The following is a 22,726-nucleotide window of genomic DNA, read 5'->3' on the forward strand; positions in this document are numbered from 1 at the left end:
TTAATAGAGATGAATACATATGTAACTTAATAATAACGTAAAGATGTGTGGTAATAATGACTGGCATATTGTTTTTTAATATCTTGCACCCCAAAATTAATTAGTGTTGCATATGTCATATACTACCTGTGTAGTAATACCTTGTTATAATGAAGTTAAAGAACTTAAAAATAAAGTTTATAATGGCTTTCTAAATAAAGATACAGATACGCTTATTTGTTTTGTAGATGATGGCTCTACAGACGGTACATATACAGAACTAAAAAGTTTAGAAAAACAGTACCCAACCAAGGTTGTAGTTTATAAAAACCCCAATAATGTTGGTAAAGCAGAATCAGTTAGAAACGGAGTAAATTTTGCTTGTGAAAATTATGAAATAAAACTTGTGGGTTATTTAGATGCAGATTTGGCTACATCTTTAGAAGAGTTTTATGCATTAACAAGCCATATAAACCAAAATGTTTCTTTTGTTTTTGGATCTAGAATTATGAAGCTTGGCTCTACAATAGAGCGCAAAGCATCTCGTTTTTTTATTGGTAGGTTTATAGCTACAGTAATTTCTACAATTTTAGATTTAAAAGTTTACGATACACAATGCGGCTGTAAAATATTTAAAAAAGATTTGGCTTTAGAAGTTTTTAATAAACCATTTGTTTCTCGTTGGCTTTTTGATGTAGAAATATTTAATAGAATTGTAGTATTTTACGGTAAAGAAAAAGCATTAACAAAAATGTTAGAAGTTCCTTTAAAACGATGGGTAGATCAAGGAGATTCTAAAGTTAAAACCTCTTATTTTTTTCAGCTCTGGCTAGATCTTTATAAGATTAATAAAATATGTAAGGAAGGTGATAAAACACAATAATAATATAAATATGACTGATAAGAAAACTACCATAAATTATATGCTGATAGCTGTATTGTCTATCGTAGTATTTAGGTTTATAATTACAGGGGCCATACCTTTATTAGATAAAACAGAAGCTAGGTATGCAGAAATATCTAGGTTAATGCAAGAAACAGGGGAATGGGTTGTTTTGCAAATAGATTATAATGAGCCTTTTTGGGCAAAACCGCCATTATCTACTTGGATGTCTGCCGTTAGTTTTGAGCTATTTGGAGTAAATGAATTAACAGCAAGGTTACCATCATTTTTATTAGGTGTAGCAATGCTTTTTATACTGGGGTATTTTGTTAAAAAAACAAAAGTATCTCCGTTAGTGCCAGCTTTAGTTTTAGTTACTACACCAGAGTTTTTAATTCATATGGGCGTGGTTTCTACAGATTCTGCTTTGTGTTTTAGTGTAATGTTAATTATGCTATCATTCTGGAAAAGTATCTCATCAGACAAAAAAACAATTTGGAATTATCTCTTTTTTGTTGGTTTAGGCCTAGGTTTTTTAGCCAAAGGACCATTAGTACTGGTGTTAACTGGTGCTCCTGTGTTTTTCTGGTTATTGTTAAACCGCAAAACATTTTTCTCTAACTTAGGTAAATTACCTTGGATTGTTGGTTTATTAATTACTATAGCCATTGCATTGCCTTGGTATTTGTTAACAGAACAAAGATCACCAGGTTTTATAGATTATTTTATAGTTGGTGAGCATTTTAATAGGTTTTTAAAACCAGGATGGAGCGGAGATTTATATGGTCAGCCAAAAACACAACCATTAGGTTTAATTTGGGTATTTATGTTGTCTTTTTGTTTGCCTTGGTTTTATATAGTATTGGCAAAAATAGTAAAGTTTAAAAAGCGCATTTTAGATGATAAGTATGTAGCGTTTTTATTGTTTTGGTTGTTTTGGACACCAATTTTCTTTACCATATCTAAAAATATTTTACATACCTACATTTTGCCTTCTACAGTACCAATGGCACTTTTAATTGCACATTGGTGGCCAGAATACAAGCATAAAAAGAAGGCACTAATTGCCTGTTCTATATTTCCTATTTTAGTTTTTATAGCAGGTGCAGGACTTTTGGTTACGGACCAATGGAAAGTATATATGAACTCTGATAAATTACTAGTAGCTAAATCAGAAGAATTAAAAATTGATAAGAATCCGCCTATTTTGTACCTTGATTCTAAAACCTATTCTAGTCAGTTTTACAATAAGGGTAATGTTACAGACACCAGAGATAAACCTGCTAAAATAGACTCTATTTTAGAGGCTTATGATAAACTTTATATTTTATCGGATAAAAGAGAGTTTTACCTTTTACCTAAAAAGTACGTAAGTAAATTACAGGTAATAGATACAACAAAAAAAGCACGGCTTTATTTGTACAATAAATAAGTGCTTTTGCTATTATAATTTAAAAAGAAACGAGCCTATTTTTTAGGCTCGTTTTTCATATATTCTTTTCCGCCTAAGTGTACACAATCATAAAGTTCTTGCATACCATTAAAAGGAACTTTTGCTTTGTTGTAACCATAAGTAAAAGCTAAACTTCTATTTAACTCGTTATCATCTAAGTTAACCTGTATGTCATCCATAGTGTATTGGCAAGGATGCTCATAACCAGATGCATGGGTAATCTCTATTAATTCTTTTCTAAAACTTTTAAAGTACTGAGCTAAACGATCTGACTTAAGAGGAACATTTATGCCTCTTTGTAACCATTGGTTTTGCGTTGCTATACCAGCCGGACACGTGTTTGTATGGCAAGATTGTGCTTGTATACAGCCTATACTCATCATAGCTTCACGTGCAACATTTATACAATCTACTCCCATTGCAAACGCCATTGCAGCTTTAGCAGGGAAACCAAGTTTACCACTACCAATAAACACAATTCTGTCTGTTAATTTTTTTTCTAAAAATAGTTTGTATAAGCTAGAGAAACCATAAACCCATGGTAAAGAAACGTGATCTGCAAAACTTGGTGGAGCAGCACCAGTACCACCTTCACCACCATCTACAGTAATAAAATCTGGTCCTTTACCTGTTTTTAACATAATATCTGCTAGCTCTTCCCACTGATCTAATTTTCCTATAGCTCCTTTAATACCTACCGGCAATCCTGTTTTTTCTGCTATTTCTTCAATTAAATCTACCAATTCTGGTACAGTACTAAAAGCTTTATGTGTAGCCGGTGACAAAACATCTTTACCAATTTCTACGCCACGTATTTCTGCTAACTCAGCAGTTATTTTAGCACCGGGTAAAACACCTCCTTTACCAGGTTTTGCGCCTTGAGATAGCTTTATTTCTATAGCTTTTATGCAAGGGTTATTTTCTACTAAAGCAACTAGTTTTTCTAAAGATAAATTACCATCCTCAGATCTAACTCCAAAATAACCTGTTCCAAAATGAAAAATTACATCTCCTCCTTGTTTATGGTAAGGAGATAAACCACCTTCACCTGTATTATGGTATGCGCCACTTTTTAAAACACCAATATTCATGGCTTCTACTGCTGCTGCAGATAAAGAACCAAAACTCATTGCAGATACATTTATTGCAGATGCAGGTCTAAATGGTTTTTTACGTTTATTGTATGCACCTATTACTTTAGCACAAGGTAAAAATGTTTTGTCTTTTGCGTTAGGATGGTTATCGTTAATTTTATAAGCCATCATTTGGTTTTTAACAAAAATATGCTGGTGTGCATACACATCTCTGTCTGTACCAAAGCCTTCGTAATTATTTTCTTTTTTGGCAGATGCGTAAATCCATCCGCGTTCTATACGGTTAAAAGGTAATTCTTCTCTGTTGTTAGCCACAAAATACTGTCTCATTTCTGGACCTATGCTTTCTAGCATATAACGTATATGCCCTACAATAGGAAAGTTGTGAGAAATAGTGTGCTTTTTCTGAAAAAAAATGTCTCGTATAGCAACTAAAGCCAATGCTAATAATACCCATATCCACCATGATATGTTAGCTATAAAACTTAAAAAAGAATCCATTAAAATTGTATTTGTTAAGTAAAACCATAAATAATTTAAATATGGTTTATTAATTATATTACAAAAATAACCAAATATAAAGTCATTTATTGTTTGGTTTTAGGTTATTTATTTAAATAATCTAAACTCATTTCTGTTAGTGTTTTTACACCTAAAAGCATTCCCTTATCATCAATTTTAAAGTCTGGAGTATGGTGTGGATACGCTTCTTTGTTTCCAGGAGTCATTCCGCCTAAAAAGAAATAGAAACCAGGTACAACCTCCTGGAAATAAGAGAAATCTTCTCCGCCAGTTGTAGCTTTAGTTAATTGCACATTTTTATTCCCTGCAACTCGTTGCATTGTTGGTAACATTTGGTTTACTAAGGCAATATCATTATAAGTAATAGAGGTCTGACTTTCTACACTAAATGTTGCACTACCACCATATGCTTTAGCAATAGTTTCTGTCATTTCTTTCATTCTACGTAAAATAAGCTCACGCATATCTGGGTTTAAAGTTCTTACAGTGCCAATAAGTTCCGCACTTTCTGGAATAATGTTAAAACGTACACCACTTGTAATTTTACCAACAGTAATAACAGCTGCTTCTTCAGTTAAATTAGATTCTCTACTAATAATTGTTTGTAAACCATCTATAATTTTTGCAGAAATTACTATAGGATCTACACCAGACCAAGGTTGTGAACCGTGTGTTTGTTTACCTTTTACGTTAATAACAAAACGCTCTACTGCGGCCATTATACCCTCGGTTTTGTATTTAATAACACCTACTGGTGTACCAGAATTAATGTGTAATCCAAAAATAGCATCTACTTTAGGGTTTTCCATAACACCTTCTTTTATCATTAAAGCTGCACCACCTTCTTCTCCTGGAGGTGCACCTTCTTCGGCAGGTTGAAAAATAAACTTAACAGTACCATTTATTTTGTCTTTATTTTTAGCTAAAATCTCTGCAACACCCATTAAAATTGCTGTATGCGTATCATGGCCACAAGCATGCATAACACCAGTTTCTACACCCAAAAAAGTATCTGTAACGTTAGATTTAAATGGTAAATTATTGCGTTCAGTAACAGGTAAAGCATCTATATCTGCCCTTAAAGCAATTACTTTGCCTGGTTTTTTACCTTTTAATATACCTACAACACCTGTTACAGCAACCTTAGTTTGTACCTCAATACCCAAAGATTTTAAATGAGCAGCGATTTTTTCTGCAGTTTTAAATTCTCTGTTAGATAGTTCTGGGTTTTGATGAAAATGATGCCTCCATTCTATAACCTTTTTTTCTATGTTTTTGTAATCGTTCTCTAACTTATAATTTTGTGCTTGTAGGGCAGCACCGCAAAGTAAGAGAGTTAAAATAAATTTGTTTTTAGTTTTCATATAATTCTAGTTAGTTAGTTAGTTAGTTAGTTAGTTAGTTAGTTAGTTAGTTAGTTAGTTTTTTGTCAGTAATTAAATTTTCATTCTCATATTTACCAAGTGCTTTTTAAAACCAGCTTTTTCGTATGCTTGTAATGCAGCGGTATTTTTGCTATACACATCTAGTCTAACTTCGGTAATGTGCTGCTTTTTTATCCAAATAAATAAAAAATCTATAATTTTTTTATTTATTCCTTTGCCGCGGTATTGGGGATCTACATACATAAAACCCAAATACGCGTAGGTGTTGTGTTTTAAATGTTTTTTAGCTTCTTTAACAGTGGCGTAAGCAGAACCAATAAGCGTATTGTTTAATGTAGCAACAGCCACAAGTGTTTTAGGGTCTTTTAATAAATCTTCAATACTGTAATAAGAAATTGGATCTGGTTTAAGAGTTTCATCAAAAGGGCGCTCTGCATAAATAATGCCTTGTTCAAAAGATTTTAAAGTTTCTAAATCTTTTAATTCTGCTGCTCTAATTTCAATTTCTTTCAATATTCTTATGGTTTAAATTGTAGTATTCTCTAAAGATATTTAAAATTAAACTGCTATTAAATTTTATTGTTTATAATTATTAAAACTACTTGTTTTATCTGGACTTAATTATGGTTAAATTTACACTTCTCTAAATTATATAAGAAAAAACAATTGGAAGAATTTATTGCCCAACTAAACGAGGCTCAAAAAGCACCTGTTTTACACACAAAAGGACCATTAATGGTAATTGCCGGAGCTGGTTCTGGTAAAACTAGGGTGTTAACATACCGTATTGCATATTTAATACAGCAGGGTGTAGACCCTTATAACATTTTATCGCTTACGTTTACTAACAAGGCTGCAAGAGAAATGAAAGTGCGTATTGCAGATATTGCTGGTAGTGCAGAGACCAAAAGTTTATGGATGGGGACTTTTCACTCCATTTTTGCAAAATTATTGCGTTATGAAGCAGATAAGTTAGGGTACCCTAACAATTTTACTATTTATGATACGCAAGACTCACAGCGTTTAATTGCATCTATAATTAAAGAAATGCAGTTAGATAAGGATATATATAAGTACAAGCAAATACAAAATAGAATATCATCTTACAAAAACAGCTTAATTACTGTTAAGGCATATTTTAATAATCCAGATTTAATAGAGGCAGATGCAATGGCAAAACGCCCACGTACTGGTGAAATTTATAAAAATTATGTGGATAGATGTTTTAAGGCAGGAGCAATGGATTTTGATGATTTATTATTAAAAACCAATGAGCTTTTAAACGTTTTTCCAGAGGTGTTGCAAAAATACCAAAATAGGTTTCAGTACATAATGGTAGATGAGTACCAAGATACAAACCACTCACAATATTTAATAGTAAAAGCTTTATCAGATAAATTTCAAAATATTTGTGTGGTAGGGGATGATGCACAAAGTATTTATTCTTTTAGAGGAGCAAACATTAGTAATATTCTAAACTTTCAAAAAGATTATGATAATGTTGCAATGTATAGGTTAGAGCAAAACTACAGATCTACTGGTAACATTGTAAATGCCGCAAACTCTATCATAGAAAAAAATAAAAATCAGCTTGAAAAAGTTGTATGGACCTCTAATGATGATGGACCACTAATTAAAGTTCATCGTAGTATTACAGATGCAGAAGAAGGTAGGTTTGTTGCAGGAACTATTTTTGAAACTAGAATGAACGAGCAATTGCATAATGGAGAATTTGCAGTATTGTACCGTACAAACTCACAATCTAGAGCAATTGAAGATGCTTTGCGTAAAAGAGATATACCTTATAGAATTTATGGTGGATTATCTTTTTACCAACGTAAAGAAATTAAAGATGTTTTGGCATACTTAAGGTTAGTAATTAACCCTAAAGATGAAGAGGCATTAAAGCGTGTTATTAATTTTCCGGGCAGAGGAATTGGACAAGCCACAATTGATAAATTATTGGTGACAGCTAACCATTATGGCCGTTCTATGTTTGAAGTTATGGAAAACATAGATAAAATAGAATTAAAAATAAACGCTGGTACCAAACGTAGATTAACAGAATTTGTTAATATGATTAAAGGTTTTCAGATAATGAATAAAGGAGCAGATGCTTTTTCTTTGTCTGAACACGTAGCTAAAAAAACAGGTATTCTTTTAGAGTTTAAAAAAGATGGTACACCAGAAGGTATTGCCAAAATGGAAAACATAGAAGAGCTTTTAAATGGTATAAAGGATTTTGTTGAAGGGCAAATGGAACTTGCTGATGCAACAGGTAATATAGCAGAATTTTTAGAAGATGTTGCACTTGCTACAGACTTAGATAATGATAAAGGTGATGATGACCGTGTTGCTCTTATGACTATACATATGGCAAAAGGGTTAGAGTTTCCGCACGTATTTATTGTTGGTATGGAAGAAGACTTGTTTCCATCAGCAATGAGTATGAACACGCGTACTGAGCTTGAGGAAGAACGAAGATTATTTTATGTAGCTCTAACCAGAGCAGAAAAACAAGCGTATTTAACGTATACAGAAAGTAGATATCGTTGGGGTAAATTAGTAGATGCAGAGCCAAGTAGGTTTATAGAGGAAATAGATGAAAAGTATATAGAAAACCTAACTCCGGTAAGTAATTATAAGTACAAATCTTTAATAGATAAAAACATTTTTGGTGAAGTAGATAAAAGTAAACTTAGACAAGTTAAACCTGTGTCTGGCATACCACCAAGTGTCCCTAAACCAAATGAAAACCAGCTGCGTAAGTTACGTAAGTTAAAACCAGAACTTGCACAACCAATAGCTAATAATACCAACCTAGATCCTAATTTGGTAGAAGGTGCAGCAGTTAACCATACTAGGTTTGGTAGGGGAGTTATACTTAAAATTGATGGTGTTGGGAACGATAAAAAAGCAGAAATTAAGTTTGATAAGGGTGATATAAAAAAATTACTGCTACGTTTTGCTAAGTTAGAAGTACTGTAAGCCGTGATGTATTTTTCTTACTAAATAGTTTTATTTGCATTATATTTATTACAAATAACAACCACAAAGCCTTTTAGTATGATTTTTTACGGATCTAATTCATCACATTTAAAAACAAAATTAACAAGACAAATACCTTGTGCTAACTGTAATGAGAGTGCAAAATTTAATGTAGAAGTTTATGGTAAGTACGCACATTTGTATTGGATACCAATTTTTCCAATAGGTAAAACAGGCGGTGCTGTTTGTTCCAATTGTAATACTGTTTTTGAGCCAAAGCAAATGGATCATAACTTAAAACTAGAATACCAAAATGTTAAAGAAGAGGCTAAAACACCTATTAAGCACTTTTCTGCATTGTTTTTAATTGTTTTAATAATAGGAGGTCTAGCTTTTTCTTCATTTTTAGACAACAAAAATTCTGAAAAATATATTGCTAACCCTATGGTTAATGATTTGTATGAGTTTAAAACCGAAGCTAATTATTATTCTACAATGAAAATATCTACAATTTCTGATAGTATTTACTTTAGGTTTAATGAATACGAAACCAATAAAAAATCTGGAATTTCTGAAATTGATATCCCCAAGAATTATGAAGATGAGGAATTTGGATATACAACTGAAGAATTACAGGGACTTTTTAAAGACAATATTATTTATGAGGTAAAAAGAAACTAAGGGTATTGTAAGTTTTTTTATAATACTAAGACTTATTTTTATCTGCTATTAAATACATAAAATTATGGCTCAGTTTATTAAAATATACCCAGAGAATCCTAATGCAAATGCAATTAAAAAAGTTGTAGATGTGTTAAAAAAAGGAGGTTTGGTTATATACCCTACAGATACTGTTTACGGTCTAGGTTGTGATATAACCAATACTAAGGCTTTAGAGAAAATAGCACGTATTAAAGGAGTTAAGCTTGCCAAAGCTAATTTTTCATTTATTTGTGCAGACCTTAGCAATTTGTCTGAGTATGTAAAACAAATTGATACAGCTACATTTAAAATTTTAAAAAGAGCATTACCAGGGCCTTATACTTTTATATTGCCTGGTAATAATAATTTACCTAAAGATTTTAAAAAGAAAAAGACTGTAGGTATACGTGTGCCAGACAACTCAATAGCCAATGCCTTGGTACAAGCACTAGGTAACCCCATAGTGTCTACATCTATTAGAGATGAAGATGAGTTGTTAGAATATACTACAGACCCAGAATTAATTTATGAAAAATGGGATAATTTAGTAGACATTGTTATAGATGGTGGTTACGGAGACAATACGGCATCTACTGTTGTAGATTTATCTGATGGCGAACCGGAGATAATAAGGGAAGGTAAAGGAAGTATAGATATATTTTAATTGTAAATAAAAATATAAGTTAAGGAATAAAAAAAGCCTCGCATAATGCGAGGCTTTCTTATTATAAATAATAATTAATACTATTTGTTTATTGCAGGATCTTTCATTCCTTCTTCAATCATACTATAAAACTGATCAATTTTAGGAAGTACTACAATTCTTGTTCTTCTGTTTTTAGCTTTATCTGTAGAAGATACTGGTATGTATTGAGATCTACCTGCAGCTGTCATACGCTTAGGATCTACTCCGTACTCATTTTGTAATATACGAACTACAGCAGTTGCACGCTTAACACTTAAATCCCAGTTGTCTAATAAAACACCTTTTCTGTAAGGTACAGCATCTGTGTGTCCTTCTACCATAAATTCAAAATCTGGCTTGTTATTTACAACTTGTGCAACTTTACCTAATACTTCTTTAGCTCTTGTTGCTACGTTGTAGCTACCGCTGCTAAATAATAATTTATCAGATATAGAAACAAAAACTACACCTTTTTCTACGCTAATTTCAATATCCTCATCATCTAAGTTTCCAAGAACACCTTTTAAACTTTGTACTAAAGATAAGTTTACAGAGTCTCTACGTGTAATAGCGTCATTTAATTTACGTATTGTTAAATCTTTTTCTTTTAAACTTTCTAAAGATTTCTCTAAATTTTCTGCACCCTTAGCAGATAAATCTGTTAGGTTACCCATATTATCTACTAACACTTGGTTGTTTGCTTTAAGAAAATCGTTTTGGTCTTCTAAAGTTCTTAACCTTGCATCTGCTGTAGCTTTTTCTTCTATGCAGCTATTTAGCTTAACTGTTGCTGAGTTTAATAAATCTTCAGTTTCTTTATTTTTTGCCTCTAACTCCGCATATTTCTTTTGCGATACGCAAGAAGATAATAATATTGTAGCTCCTAAAGCGCCTAAAAAAATCTTTTTCATATTCATATTACTATTAATTGTTATTTGTTTCAAAATTATATAAAATGTTCTATCTATCGGTATTATAATTTAGTTAATCTTTTACTAAATTGTTAAATTCCTTATTACCATTTACGAAATAAGACCACACAACGGATTTAATTAAATAATATTTTTTTGTATTATTGTTTAATCTTCTCTTTTTTAGTGTTTTAGGGATATTCCAGTAAAAACTAAAGTGTGCTTTTACAATAGCCAAACAATGCTTAAATCTCATTTGTGTCAAAAATCGTAAACCTGCTATACCATCCAACAATAACCTTGCCATAACTATAAAAAATGCCTTATAAAGTGATGTATTTTTTACAATACTAAATAAAGAATTTCTAAAGTTTAAAAATGTTTTTTTCGGATTCATTTCACTAAGTGTAGATCCGCCTAAATGGTATACTGTAGATGCACCTACGTACATAATTTTTAAACCTCTATTTTGCGCACGCCAACATAAATCTATTTCTTCTTGGTGAGCAAAGTAATCTTCATCAAAACCACCTAAATCAAAAAATGTAGTTTTACGTATAAATAAGCAAGCGCCACTTGCCCAAAATATGGGCAAATTGTCATTGTATTGCCCTTTGTCTTCCTCTAATGTGTCAAAAATTCTTCCTCTACAAAAAGGGTATCCAAAACTATCTAAAAAACCACCAGCTGCACCGGCATACTCAAAATGAGTTTTCTTTTTTAAATCCAAAATTTTTGGTTGTACAATAGCTGTGTTTAAATCTTCATTAAAATAATTTAAAATAGGAGTTAACCAATTAGGTGTAACTTCTACATCAGAATTAAGCAAACAAAAAATATCTTCTTTTACGTGCTGCAATGCATCATTATAGCCTTTGGCGTAACCGCCATTACTAGCGTTTAATATTATCTCTACGCTAGGGAAATTATCTTTAATAAATTGTACAGACGAGTCTGTAGATGCATTATCTGCAACATAAATTTTTTGGTTGTTAGCATATTTTATAACCGAAGGCAAAAAACGTTCTAATAGTTGTACGCCATTCCAGTTTAAAATAACAACAGCAATTTTAGGCATAATTTATATGTTACTTTATCTATGTTCTGTTACAAATTTAACGGTTAAAATCAGGAATATCACGTAAAAACGTATAATTATCTTCTGTACTATTTGTTTTACAATAAAAATGATTTAATCCGTTAGTTACCATTAAATAATTTGCATCTAATTGCATATTGTAACGTGCAATTTGGTCAAAAGTAGCTTGTGTAATTGTAATTTCAGGAGCTTTACATTCTACCAAAATGTTAATGTTTCCATTAGGTTTAAAAACAACAACATCATACCTTTTTTTTAAGTTATTAATAACCAGTTGTTTTTCTACATTAATAAGGCTAATTGGGTATTTTTTTTGATAAATAAGATGGTGTACCACGTGTTGCCTAACCCATTCTTCAGGTTGTAAAACCACAAACTTTTTTCGTATTACATCAAATATATAGACTTTATTTTCGCTATTTTTGAAACGGAAGTTGTACGTAGAAAAATTTAGCTTCTGCATACTGCAAATTTGATGATTTTTTTTAAATGGACGAAGTAAAAAAACTAATCTCCGATATAAAAAACGGAAACGTAAAACCTATTTATTTTTTAATGGGAGAGGAGTCTTATTACATTGATAAGATATCTGAATATATTGAAAAATCTGTATTAACAGAAGAGGAGCGCGGTTTTAACCAAATGGTGCTTTATGGTAAAGATGTTACTATTGATGATATAGTGTCTAATGCTAAGCGCTACCCAATGATGGCAGAAAAGCAAGTTGTAGTTGTAAAAGAAGCCCAGCATTTGTCTAGAACTATAGATAATTTGGCTAGTTATGCTAATAACCCGCAGTTAACAACAGTGTTGGTCATTTGTTACAAATATGCTAAGCTAGATAAGCGTAAAAAGTTGTACAAAGCAGTACAAAAAAGTGGTGTATTATTTGAGAGTAAAAGTTTATACGAAAATAAAGTTGCAGACTGGATAATGAAAGTTCTTAAAGGTGGTGGTTATACTATAACGCCGGTTGCCGCACAATTACTTGTAGAGTATTTAGGAACTAGCTTAAGTAAAATTAATAATGAGTTAGAAAAACTAAAAATTGTAATTACTAAAGACACACAAATTACACCAGCCACTATTGAAGAGCATATAGGAATTAGCAAAGATTTTAATAATTTTGAGCTTAAAAAAGCAATAGGTGAGCGTAATACCTTAAAAGCTGCTAGAATTATAAATTATTTTGCTCAAAATCCAAAAGACAATCCTTTTGTGGTTACGGTAACTGTTTTACATACTTATTTTACACAAATACTACAATACCACGGATTAAAAGACCACTCTAAGAGCAATGTGGCTAAAGTTTTAGGAGTAAACCCTTATTTTGTTAATGAGTACCAAACAGCTGCCAGAAATTTTCCAATGAAAAAGGTAAGCGGAATTATATCTGCATTACGAGATTTAGATCTTAAAGGCAAAGGTGTTGGTGCGTATAATATGTCTCAGGCTGACTTGTTAAAAGAGCTTTTGGTAAAAGTTTTTTAATTATTTACCATCTACACTTAATCTACCAGGACCTAATAGAAATATAATTACAAAAAATAAAAGATAAAGTACCGCCATTTCTTTTACACTAAACGGATCTGCACCGTGTTGAACAAATGCCGCAATTAGCATTGTTACAGCAGTTGGTACGGCAAACCATCTTGTTTTGTATCCTAATATTATAAAAATTGGACATAAAACCTCGCCAATAACTGCTAAAAATAATGATGGGCTAGCTCCAATACCTATAGGGTCTGGAAATTTTATTTCATCACCACTAAAAAAGTTTTGTAATTTAGGTATTCCGTGTGTAAGCATCATTGCAGACGGCACAATACGTAAAAGTGCCAATCCTATGTTTGTCTTAATATTATCTCTCATTATCTTAGGCTCCGGGGATAAAAAAATCTATGTATTCCAAATTTAGAAATATTTTTCTAATACACGAAAAATAACAGCTAATAATAGAGTAAAATTTAGACAAAAAGTGTTATTTACAACAATTACCTCAATTTTGGAAAATTACTAGGATTAGTTTCGTGCATTATTGCGTATATTTTTTCAAAAATATCTTCAGCATTTGGCTTAGAAAAATAATCGCCATCTGTTGCATATGCAGGTCTATGGGCATTAGCAGTTATTGCTTGTGGCATACTGTCTAAATACTTATAAGCTCCTTGCTTTTCTGTTATTTCTTGTATTAAATAAGCAGAACATCCACCAGGTACATCTTCATCTACAACTAGTAGTCTGTTGGTTTTTTGCACACTTTTTAATACATCATGATTTATATCAAAAGGTAGTATACTTTGTGCATCTATTACTTCTATATCAATACCAACTTCTAGTAATTCTTTTGCAACTTGTTGCACAATACGTAATGTAGAACCATAAGATAATACAGTTAAGTCTGTACCTTCTTTTACTGTTTCAACAACACCTATAGGTGTACAATGTTCGCCTAAGTTTGCTGGCTTATCTTCTTTTAATCTGTAGCCATTTAAACATTCTATTACTAAAGCAGGCTCATCAGACTTTAATAGCGTATTGTAAAAACCAGCTGCTTTAACCATATTACGTGGCACAAGAATATGCATGCCTCTTAATAAGTGTATAAAACCTCCCATTTGTGAACCAGAATGCCAGATACCTTCTAATCTGTGTCCTCTTGTTCTAATAATTAACGGCGCTTTTTGTTTGCCAACTGTACGGTATAACAATGTAGCTAAATCATCACTTAATGTTTGTAAGGCATACATTAAATAATCTAAATATTGTATTTCGGCTATTGGTCTTAAACCCCTAAGAGCCATACCAATTCCTTGGCCAATAATAGTAGCTTCTCTAATGCCAGTATCTGCAACTCTATGTTCTCCGTATTTAGCTTGTAAGCCCTCTAGTCCTTGATTTACATCTCCAATAGCTCCTGCATCTTCACCAAAAATTAAAGTGTTAGGGTTGCTTCCAAAAATGTGATCAAAATTATCTCTTAGTATTACTCTACCGTCTACAGATTCTGGGTTTTCATCATAAACTGGTTTAACCTCTTCTATATTTGTAGCTTTGTTAGGTAAATTACTATATAAATGAGAGCTATACTTAGGTTGCATTTCATTTAAGTAATCTGTAATCCAGTTGGTTAAAGCTTGTTTTTCAGGTGAGTTTTCACCTATTAAATAACGCAAAGCTTTCCTTGCACTAGATGCTAAGTCTCTTTTTATAGGTTCTTCAATTGCAATTAAATCGTTTTTAATTTTTGCAATAAAGTTTTTGTTTGGGCTTTTACTAGCAGCATTTTCTAAAAGAACAACTAACGTTTTTTTAGCTTCTTTATTAGGGTTAATAAATTCTGCCCAAGCTTCTTTTTTGGCAGTACGTACTTCTTTTTTTGTTTCTTTATCTATAGCTGTTAGTTCTTCTTCTGTAGCTATATTGTTTTCTATAATCCACTCTTTAAAACGCTTGTTACAATCGTTTTCTTTTTCCCATTCTAATCTTTCAGGAGATTTGTATCTCTCGTGAGACCCAGAAGTAGAGTGGCCTTGTGGTTGCGTTAATTCTTTTACATGAATAAGTACAGGAACGTGCTCTGTTCTTGCAATTTCAGATGCATTCTCGTAAGCATGAATTAAAGCGGTATAATCCCAGCCATTAACTTTTATAATTTCATATCCTTTATTGTCTTCATCTCTTTGAAAACCTTTAAGAATTTCAGAAATATTTTCTTTTGTAGTTTGGTGTCTTGCGTGTACAGATATACCGTAAGCATCATCCCAAACACTAATTACCATAGGTACTTGTAAAACACCTGCGGCATTTATAGTTTCAAAAAAATGGCCTTCGCTTGTACTTGCGTTACCAATTGTACCCCAAGCAACCTCATTACCGTTATTTGAAAATTTGGTGGCATCAATACCAGAAACATTTCTGTATATTTTAGATGCTTGTGCTAAACCTAATAATCTAGGCATTTGCCCAGCAGTTGGAGAAATATCTGGACTACTATTTTTTTGTTCAGTTAAGTTTTTCCAGCTTCCATCTTCGTTTAAGCTATGTGTGCCAAAATGCCCACCCATTTGTCTTCCAGCACTCATTGGATCTTTGGTAATATCTGTGGTGGCGTATAAACCGTGAAAAAACTGTTTAGCGTTTAACAGTCCTAAAGCCATCATAAAAGTTTGGTCTCTATAGTAACCACTTCTAAAATCACCATTTTTAAAAGAACGCGCCATTGCTAATTGTGGAAGTTCTTTACCGTCACCAAAAATGCCAAATTTAGCTTTACCAGTTAAGACTTCTCGTCTTCCTAATAAGCTGCACTCCCTGCTTAGTACGGCTATTTCATAATCTTTAATGATTTGCGATTTAAAATCGTCGAAAGAAATATCGTCTTTTGTTTGTGGTTTTACGCTCATAGCTTACGAAGTTATATTTCTGCAAAAGTACCAAATTTGATTGGTTTTTGCAATAGCTATTAATGATATGTTATTGAATATTTAATAAAATAAGATGTAGTAGTGGGTTTTAAATTATGAAATATGTAAAATATTTTGTTTAAAATGATAATTTGTTATTTAATTAAAACCATTTTCTTGTAAATAACCCAGTTAAGGACTTTGGACTTAAGGTTACAATAAATCGTATTTTTTCTCCGTAATTTGGTTGAGACACTTCCCATCCGTTGTTAGAATACATAGGGAAAAATAATTCAAAATAATCAGTTACTAAGTTTAAACGTATACCAGCATCATATACAAAGCGTGCATTAGAGCCTTTGTTTTTTAAGTAGCCAATATCTCCGTAAGCTTCTATCCACCTATAAATATTGGTACTTGCGTTTGTTGTAGCTATCCAATCATTAGCAAAGGGGTTATCTAATTTAGACTTAAATCCGCCCTCTGCAATAATTATTTGTTGGCTATAAATACCAGAAGATGCCGATCTACCTAAATAAGAGTAATCAAATAAATAATCTGTAGGTCTGTCTAATGCATAACTAAAATAGTCATCATCAGTTTTATTGTTTATAAACTTACCAGCAAAAAACCTTAAATTAAATTGTCTGTTATTTTGAAAAAGTTTGCGATATTCTAAGTCAAAAGAAAGTTTAGAAAATTTACCTGCATATTGTGCATCTACAAACCAAGATAAATAATTTATTAAGTCGTTATTTGTATCTCTAAATCTTGCATTTAAAACACTATAATCTGGCTCTAGTTCATTGGCTTCAACAAAAGCTGGGTCAAAATCACGAAATACATTTATATAGCGCACAAAAAGACTTTGACTTCTGTTAGATCTTAGGTCTTTTGGTCTCCATCTTAACCCAAAAGAAGGAGTAACGGTAGAGTACCTAGAATTTTTTTGAAAATGAAACGTAGAAAAGCTTAATGAATACGTACTTAGAAATAAGTTTTTGTTTTTATGTTGATCTCTAATCGTAAAATTACCAGAACCTACAAAAGCATTTTCTTTTGTTGCGTAGCCAGGGTTTAGTGCAAATACAAAAGGCCTATCTAGTAAAGTTTTATTGTGTAGTTTTAGAATTGGAGTAAAACCATCATAGGCATTAAACCTCATTTCTGGATTGTAAAATATTTGATTGTAATAAGGATTTTCTGCATCCTTAAAGAATTGTAATCTTAATTTTTTGTTGCTAGCCAAAAAACCTTTTAAAGATTTCCAGTTATCTCTTTGGTTAAATTCTGGTATTTTTTTATCATAATTTAGTACCAGTTTATCTTCACCGTTTCTGGGTATTGTAATTTTTTTCTGGTTTATTACATTGGAGACCCAATATTTAGATATTACAGAGTCTTTTTGTAAACCAAATAAGGATATTGGAAGATTTGTAGATGTTTTATTTTTTATAGTGACAGTTAGTGAGTCTTCTGTTTTTTCTATGTTTTTTATTTTAAAATCTATTCTGTCATTAGTAGATATAAATTCATTAAAAAACCAATCTATATCTTTGTTGGTAGATTTTTTTAATATATTTTCAAAATCGTTAGTAGTAACATTTTGTTGTTTGTATTTTTTGTAAAATTCTTTAATGCTCCCTTTTACATTGTTATAACCAATATATTCTGATAAATAAGTTAAACCTAAACCAGATTTATAACTATTTGCTATTTGTTGATTAAACTTAATTAAAGAGTCATTTGAAGCAGTTAAGGGTTGATCTAAGTTTTTTCGGCTAGTTAACATAGACATTAAAGCATACTGGTCATTAAAATCGTACTTTGCTATTTCAAAACTTCTAACGCCCCAAATTTTTGAAAATTTACCTAATAATTTTTGACCGTTATAGTATTCGTCTACATAGGTAATCATTAAATAATTAACAATAGCATCTGTAACCCATTTTTCTTTTCTAGGGTTTAAGTATAGGCTTTCATTTAAAATTTTATACAATGAAGTTTTTAACAGTTTTAATTCGTAATTAAATGCCTCAGAATACGGTACTATAAATGACGGTAATTGATTTATACCATATAAAGGATTTTTTTTATAATCCAATTCACTTACTAATACTTTTTTATGTGGATATTCTCCTAAATTATCTTTTATATATTTGGTAACTTTATTAATAGAAATTCCTTGTAAAATTTCGGGGTATTTTGAAGCTTTAAAATCGGTTTCTATTGTAAGGTCTGGAGTAATATGGGTAATAAACTCTTTTTGATTACTTAAAATTACTTCGGCACTTTTTCTGTTTTCTCCATCAATAACTATTGTTTTATTCCCGTTTAAACTGTATTCATTAGTTTTGTTAAGGTTTGTAGTAACGTTATAGTCTTTATTAATAGTTAAGTAGAGTTTGGTTGTAGTAGCATCTGTTTGTAAGTCCTCTAGGTTTTTATTGGAGTAAAGGTTCCATTTGCCATTGTAGGTTGCAGGTGTTAAATACCAGTCTTTTAGGTAGTAAGTGCTATCATTACTATAACCAAAATTAGTATATTTGTTTGGTGGTAATTGTACTTTGTAGTTTATTTTTAGTGTTAAGGTAGTATCTGGAGCTAGTGGTTTATTAAGTATAAACATTACTATGTCTTTACTTTTTGTATGTTTATTAGCAAGTGTGTTACCTTTACTATCTTTGGCCTTAATAATATTTGTAAATCCTCTTTCTTTTGGTTTTGCTAAGTGTAAACTTTTTTTAAATTCTTCTGTAAAACGTTTAGCTAAGGCAGTTTTTTTGCTAGAGTAAGCGTTTGCCCAATCATTAAAGTACAATACTTCTAGTGTATCTTTAGAGGTGTTTTTATAACTAAACTCTTGCTGAATAGTAATTTCATGGCAAGATGTATCTAATGAAGCATTTATAATAGTTTTGTGTTGCCCATGCAATTGTACACAGTATAGGAAAAGTGCTCCTATAGCTGTGTATATTACATTGCTTTTTATTTTAAATGCTGTCATACTTTATTAGAAGTTAGGACTTAAGTCATGTCCTTTGTAGAAGGCATCAATTATTTCTACAACTTCATCTGCGGTATCTACTATTTTAATAAGATCTAAATCTGAAGCGCTAATATTACCCTCACCAAGCATAGTTTCCTTAACCCAGTCCATTAATCCGGTCCAAAAACTAGTACCAACAAGTATAATAGGAAATTTACCAATTTTATTAGTTTGTATAAGTGTAATAGCTTCAAAAAGCTCATCTAAAGTTCCAAACCCACCAGGCATAACTACAAAACCTTGTGAATATTTAACAAACATTACTTTTCTAACAAAAAAGTAATCAAAATTAATACTCTTGTCGTGATCTATATACGGATTGTCATGTTGTTCAAAAGGTAATTCTATATTTAAACCAACCGATGTACCGCCTGCCAAATGCGCTCCTTTATTACCGGCCTCCATAATACCTGGGCCACCACCAGTAATAACACCATAACCGGCTTCTGCAATACTTTTAGCTACATCTACAGCAAGCTCATAGTATTTACTACCTTCCTTTGTACGTGCAGAACCAAAAACAGATACACAAGGACCAATGGCACTCATTTTTTCAAATCCGTTTACAAATTCTCCCATTATTTTAAAAAGTGCCCAAGAATCGTTTGTTTTTATTTCATTCCAGCCTTTTGGGTGTTTTTCTCTTCTCATTTTATTCTAATTTATTACCTGCAAAACGTTATTCTGTCTGCAATATTTTTAATTTTATAATTCTTTTTTAAGAAATTTAGCTGTGTAGCTTTTTTTGTCTTTGATAATTTCTTCAGGGGTGCCTTTAGCAACTAATTTGCCACCTCCACGGCCACCTTCATAACCTATATCAATAATATAATCTACCATTTTAATTACATCCATGTTATGTTCTATAACTAAAACCGTATTACCTTTGTCTACTAATTTGTTTAAAACTTCCATTAATACACGTATATCTTCAAAATGTAAGCCAGTTGTAGGCTCATCTAAAATATAAAATGTATTTCCAGTATCTCTTTTAGATAGCTCTGTAGCCAACTTTATACGTTGCGCTTCACCACCAGATAATGTAGTAGATTGTTGTCCTAATGAAATATACCCTAAACCAACATCTTGTATAGTTTTTAATTTGCGATTAATTTTTGGGATATTTTCAAAAAAAGTAACGGCTTCATTAATAGTCATTTCTAATACATCTGCAATAGATTTTCCCTTATATCTAATTTCTAAGGTTTCTCTGTTAAAACGCTTGCCATTACAAGTTTCACAATCTACATATACATCTGGCAAAAAGTTCATTTCTATTACACGTAATCCTCCACCTTGGCAAGTCTCACACCTACCACCAGTAACATTAAAACTAAAACGACCTGGTTTGTAGCCTCTAATTGCTGCTTCTTGTGTTTTAGCAAATAAGGCTCGTATTTCTCCAAAAACACCTGTATATGTTGCTGGGTTAGAACGTGGAGTTCTACCAATTGGAGACTGGTTAATATCTATTACTTTATCTATATGCTCTAAGCCTGTAATTTTTTTATACGGCATTGGTTTTTTAACACCGTTAAAATAGTAAGCATTTAAAATAGGGTAGAGGGTTTCATTAATTAAGGTAGATTTTCCACTGCCTGAAACTCCTGTTACTCCAATCATTTGACCTAAAGGAAATTCTACCGAAATATTTTTTAAATTGTTACCAGTACAACCCGTAAGTTTTATTTTTTTACCATTTCCTTTTCTTCGTTTTTTAGGAACGGAAATTTCTCTCTTACCTGTAATATAATCAGCAGTAAGTGTATTGTAATTTTTTAAATCTTCAGGTTTACCTTCAGAAATTATTTGTCCGCCGTGCTTGCCCGCTTTTGGTCCAATATCTATTACGTGGTCTGCACGCTCTATCATATCTTTGTCATGCTCTACAACAATAACGGAGTTTCCTATGTCTCTTAAATCTTCTAATGATGCTATTAAACGTTCATTATCTCTTTGGTGTAAACCAATACTTGGTTCATCTAAAATATATAAAACACCTACTAGTTGAGAGCCTATTTGTGTGGCCAAACGTATACGTTGTGCCTCACCACCAGATAAAGATTTAGAGCTTCTGTTTAATGATAAATAATCTAAACCAACATTTAATAAAAATTGTAGCCTAGTTTTTATTTCTTTAATAATTTCTTCGGCAATTTTAAGTTGATTTTTAGTGAGCTTTTTATCAACCTTACTAAAAAAATCTGCCAAGTCAACAATATCCATTGTTGCTAAATCTGCAATATTTTTATCATCAAATTTAAAATATAAAGATGCTTTTTGCAGTCTAGAGCCTTCACAGGTAGGGCAAACAACTTTATCCATAAACTCTTTAGCCCAACGTTTAATAGGAGCAGAGTTAGCCTCGTTATATTGGCTTTCAATAAAATTAGAAATACCCTCGTATTCTATTTTATAGTTTCTTTTTATACCCAATGTTTTGGAGTCCACCTCAAAACTCTCGTTCCCACCATTTAAAATTACCTCTATTGCTTCCTCAGGTATTTTTTCAATAGCATCTGTTAACTTAAAATTATAGCGTTGTGCAATAACATCTAACTGTTTAAAAGCCCAAGAATTTTTATATTTTCCTAAAGGAGCAATACCACCATCTTTTATAGATAATTTAGTATCTGGAAAAATTTTAGTTCTATTAACCTCATATTTATGCCCCAAGCCATTACAACTTGGACACATACCCTTTGGAGAGTTAAAGGAAAATGTATTTGGTTCTGGTTTTGGATAAGATATACCTGTAGTAGGGCACATTAAATCTCTACTAAAATAGCGAGGTTCTTTTTTACCTTCTTCCAAAATCATTAATACATTGTCTCCACTATACATTGCTGTATTTATGGTTTCTGTAATACGTTTATCTAGGTCCGCGCTATCTGATATTTTTAACCTGTCTATAACTATTTCTATATCATGTACTTTGTAGCGGTCTAATTTTAAACCTTTAACAATGTCTACAATTTCACCATCTACTCTTACTTTAACAAAACCTTGTTTAGCAATTTGTTCAAACAACTCACGGTAATGCCCTTTTCTAGATTTAATAACAGGGGCAAGAACGTTTATTTTTTTGTCTTTAAAATCGTTAATTATAAGCTCTTTTATTTGAGCATCACTATAACTAACCATTTTTTCTCCTGTGTTGTAACTATGTGCATCTGCAGCACGAGCAAAAAGGAGTCTTAAAAAGTCATATATTTCGGTAATTGTGCCAACTGTAGATCTAGGAGACTTAGACGTTGTTTTTTGTTCTATAGCAATTACTGGCGATAATCCATCTATTTTATCCACATCAGGACGCTCTAAACCACCTAGAAACTGACGAGCATAGGCAGAAAAAGTTTCTATATACCTACGCTGGCCTTCAGCATAAATAGTGTCAAAAGCTAATGAAGACTTACCACTACCAGACAGGCCTGTAATAACAACGAGCTTTTCTCTAGGTATTGTAACGTCTATATTTTTAAGGTTGTGCACACGTGCACCTTTTACCTCTATGTTTTCTTCGTATGTAATCATTTACTAATTTGGCAAAGTTGCTAAGTTACGATTTTG

At 31.7% G+C, this 22,726-nt stretch carries 17 protein-coding genes; 6 read left to right on the forward strand and 11 right to left on the reverse strand.

The window, feature by feature from the left end:
• The first annotated feature begins 112 nt into the window (after positions 1–112).
• Both BFJ87_RS13725 and BFJ87_RS13730 read left to right on the forward strand, forming a co-directional pair.
• Positions 113–862, forward strand: coding sequence for a glycosyltransferase (locus BFJ87_RS13725; protein WP_245799639.1), 750 nt, complete (start codon positions 113–115; stop codon positions 860–862).
• Between the two features lie 10 nt (positions 863–872).
• The gene (locus BFJ87_RS13730; RefSeq protein WP_077405726.1) at positions 873–2,294 is read left to right on the forward strand and encodes an ArnT family glycosyltransferase; all 1,422 of its coding nucleotides are present in this window, start codon (positions 873–875) and stop codon (positions 2,292–2,294) included.
• Between the two features lie 35 nt (positions 2,295–2,329).
• Here BFJ87_RS13730 and BFJ87_RS13735 read toward each other — a convergent pair whose 3' ends face one another.
• From BFJ87_RS13735 to BFJ87_RS13745, 3 genes are all read right to left on the reverse strand, one after another.
• A complete protein-coding gene (locus BFJ87_RS13735) occupies positions 2,330–3,910 on the reverse strand; it encodes an FMN-binding glutamate synthase family protein (RefSeq protein WP_077405729.1) in 1,581 nt (526 codons plus the stop codon).
• Between the two features lie 104 nt (positions 3,911–4,014).
• Positions 4,015–5,295 (reverse strand): amidohydrolase, encoded by a 1,281-nt coding sequence (locus tag BFJ87_RS13740; protein ID WP_077405732.1) that lies wholly within the window; start codon positions 5,293–5,295, stop codon positions 4,015–4,017.
• 72 nt (positions 5,296–5,367) lie between these two features.
• Entirely contained in the window at positions 5,368–5,829 is a 462-nt protein-coding gene (locus tag BFJ87_RS13745) for a GNAT family N-acetyltransferase (RefSeq protein ID WP_077405735.1), read from the reverse strand.
• 153 nt (positions 5,830–5,982) lie between these two features.
• Here BFJ87_RS13745 and BFJ87_RS13750 point away from each other — a divergent pair, with 153 nt between their 5' ends.
• From BFJ87_RS13750 to BFJ87_RS13760, 3 genes are all read left to right on the forward strand, one after another.
• Entirely contained in the window at positions 5,983–8,304 is a 2,322-nt protein-coding gene (locus BFJ87_RS13750) for an ATP-dependent helicase (RefSeq protein WP_077405738.1), read from the forward strand.
• A gap of 78 nt (positions 8,305–8,382) precedes the next feature.
• Positions 8,383–8,985 carry a zinc ribbon domain-containing protein gene (locus tag BFJ87_RS13755; protein WP_077405741.1) on the forward strand — a complete coding sequence of 201 codons (603 nt, stop codon included), beginning with the start codon at positions 8,383–8,385 and terminating at the stop codon, positions 8,983–8,985.
• A 64-nt stretch (positions 8,986–9,049) separates the two neighbouring features.
• Positions 9,050–9,670, forward strand: coding sequence for an L-threonylcarbamoyladenylate synthase (locus BFJ87_RS13760; protein ID WP_077405743.1), 621 nt, complete (start codon positions 9,050–9,052; stop codon positions 9,668–9,670).
• 80 nt (positions 9,671–9,750) lie between these two features.
• Here BFJ87_RS13760 and BFJ87_RS13765 read toward each other — a convergent pair whose 3' ends face one another.
• The 3 genes from BFJ87_RS13765 to BFJ87_RS13775 all read right to left on the reverse strand — a co-directional run bounded on the left by BFJ87_RS13765 (position 9,751) and on the right by BFJ87_RS13775 (position 12,164).
• On the reverse strand, positions 9,751–10,602 hold the full coding sequence (locus tag BFJ87_RS13765; protein ID WP_077405746.1) for an OmpA/MotB family protein: 852 nt from the start codon (positions 10,600–10,602) through the stop codon (positions 9,751–9,753).
• A gap of 73 nt (positions 10,603–10,675) precedes the next feature.
• Positions 10,676–11,680: a glycosyltransferase family 2 protein gene (locus BFJ87_RS13770; RefSeq protein WP_077405749.1), complete on the reverse strand. Its 1,005-nt coding sequence runs from the start codon at positions 11,678–11,680 to the stop codon at positions 10,676–10,678.
• 37 nt (positions 11,681–11,717) lie between these two features.
• Positions 11,718–12,164, reverse strand: a complete 447-nt coding sequence (locus tag BFJ87_RS13775; RefSeq protein WP_077405752.1) for a type I restriction enzyme HsdR N-terminal domain-containing protein — start codon at positions 12,162–12,164, stop codon at positions 11,718–11,720.
• Positions 12,165–12,190: 26 nt separating this feature from the next.
• On the opposite strand from BFJ87_RS13775, the gene holA reads away from it, so the two are divergent.
• Complete coding sequence (gene holA / locus BFJ87_RS13780; protein ID WP_077405755.1) at positions 12,191–13,192, forward strand: DNA polymerase III subunit delta; 1,002 nt, start codon at positions 12,191–12,193, stop codon at positions 13,190–13,192.
• Here the strand turns inward: holA and BFJ87_RS13785 are convergent, their stop codons facing one another.
• The 5 genes from BFJ87_RS13785 to uvrA form a co-directional block, all read right to left on the reverse strand.
• Positions 13,193–13,573, reverse strand: coding sequence for a DoxX family protein (locus tag BFJ87_RS13785; RefSeq protein WP_077405758.1), 381 nt, complete (start codon positions 13,571–13,573; stop codon positions 13,193–13,195).
• A 122-nt stretch (positions 13,574–13,695) separates the two neighbouring features.
• A complete protein-coding gene (locus tag BFJ87_RS13790; protein ID WP_077405761.1) occupies positions 13,696–16,107 on the reverse strand; it encodes an alpha-ketoacid dehydrogenase subunit alpha/beta in 2,412 nt (803 codons plus the stop codon).
• A 163-nt stretch (positions 16,108–16,270) separates the two neighbouring features.
• Complete coding sequence (locus tag BFJ87_RS13795; RefSeq protein WP_077405763.1) at positions 16,271–19,114, reverse strand: gluzincin family metallopeptidase; 2,844 nt, start codon at positions 19,112–19,114, stop codon at positions 16,271–16,273.
• Between the two features lie 6 nt (positions 19,115–19,120).
• Positions 19,121–19,807, reverse strand: a complete 687-nt coding sequence (locus tag BFJ87_RS13800) for an LOG family protein (protein WP_077405766.1) — start codon at positions 19,805–19,807, stop codon at positions 19,121–19,123.
• Positions 19,808–19,861: 54 nt separating this feature from the next.
• The gene (gene uvrA, locus BFJ87_RS13805) at positions 19,862–22,690 is read right to left on the reverse strand and encodes an excinuclease ABC subunit UvrA (protein WP_077405769.1); all 2,829 of its coding nucleotides are present in this window, start codon (positions 22,688–22,690) and stop codon (positions 19,862–19,864) included.
• Positions 22,691–22,726: the final 36 nt, after the last annotated feature.

The organism is Cellulophaga omnivescoria, assembly GCF_001999725.1.
Lineage (GTDB): Bacteria > Bacteroidota > Bacteroidia > Flavobacteriales > Flavobacteriaceae > Cellulophaga > Cellulophaga omnivescoria.

Excerpts from the sequence above, each read along its gene's own strand:
- BFJ87_RS13725 (WP_245799639.1), top strand. The coding sequence starts at position 113 with ATGTCATATACTACCTGTGTAGTAATACCTTGTTATAATGAAGTTAAA.
- BFJ87_RS13730 (WP_077405726.1), top strand. The coding sequence starts at position 873 with ATGACTGATAAGAAAACTACCATAAATTATATGCTGATAGCTGTATTG.
- BFJ87_RS13735 (WP_077405729.1), bottom strand. The coding sequence starts at position 3,910 with ATGGATTCTTTTTTAAGTTTTATAGCTAACATATCATGGTGGATATGG.
- BFJ87_RS13740 (WP_077405732.1), bottom strand. The coding sequence starts at position 5,295 with ATGAAAACTAAAAACAAATTTATTTTAACTCTCTTACTTTGCGGTGCT.
- BFJ87_RS13755 (WP_077405741.1), top strand. The coding sequence starts at position 8,383 with ATGATTTTTTACGGATCTAATTCATCACATTTAAAAACAAAATTAACA.
- BFJ87_RS13760 (WP_077405743.1), top strand. The coding sequence starts at position 9,050 with ATGGCTCAGTTTATTAAAATATACCCAGAGAATCCTAATGCAAATGCA.
- BFJ87_RS13765 (WP_077405746.1), bottom strand. The coding sequence starts at position 10,602 with ATGAAAAAGATTTTTTTAGGCGCTTTAGGAGCTACAATATTATTATCT.
- BFJ87_RS13770 (WP_077405749.1), bottom strand. The coding sequence starts at position 11,680 with ATGCCTAAAATTGCTGTTGTTATTTTAAACTGGAATGGCGTACAACTA.
- BFJ87_RS13775 (WP_077405752.1), bottom strand. The coding sequence starts at position 12,164 with ATGCAGAAGCTAAATTTTTCTACGTACAACTTCCGTTTCAAAAATAGC.
- holA (WP_077405755.1), top strand. The coding sequence starts at position 12,191 with ATGGACGAAGTAAAAAAACTAATCTCCGATATAAAAAACGGAAACGTA.
- BFJ87_RS13785 (WP_077405758.1), bottom strand. The coding sequence starts at position 13,573 with ATGAGAGATAATATTAAGACAAACATAGGATTGGCACTTTTACGTATT.
- BFJ87_RS13790 (WP_077405761.1), bottom strand. The coding sequence starts at position 16,107 with ATGAGCGTAAAACCACAAACAAAAGACGATATTTCTTTCGACGATTTT.
- BFJ87_RS13795 (WP_077405763.1), bottom strand. The coding sequence starts at position 19,114 with ATGACAGCATTTAAAATAAAAAGCAATGTAATATACACAGCTATAGGA.
- BFJ87_RS13800 (WP_077405766.1), bottom strand. The coding sequence starts at position 19,807 with ATGAGAAGAGAAAAACACCCAAAAGGCTGGAATGAAATAAAAACAAAC.
- uvrA (WP_077405769.1), bottom strand. The coding sequence starts at position 22,690 with ATGATTACATACGAAGAAAACATAGAGGTAAAAGGTGCACGTGTGCAC.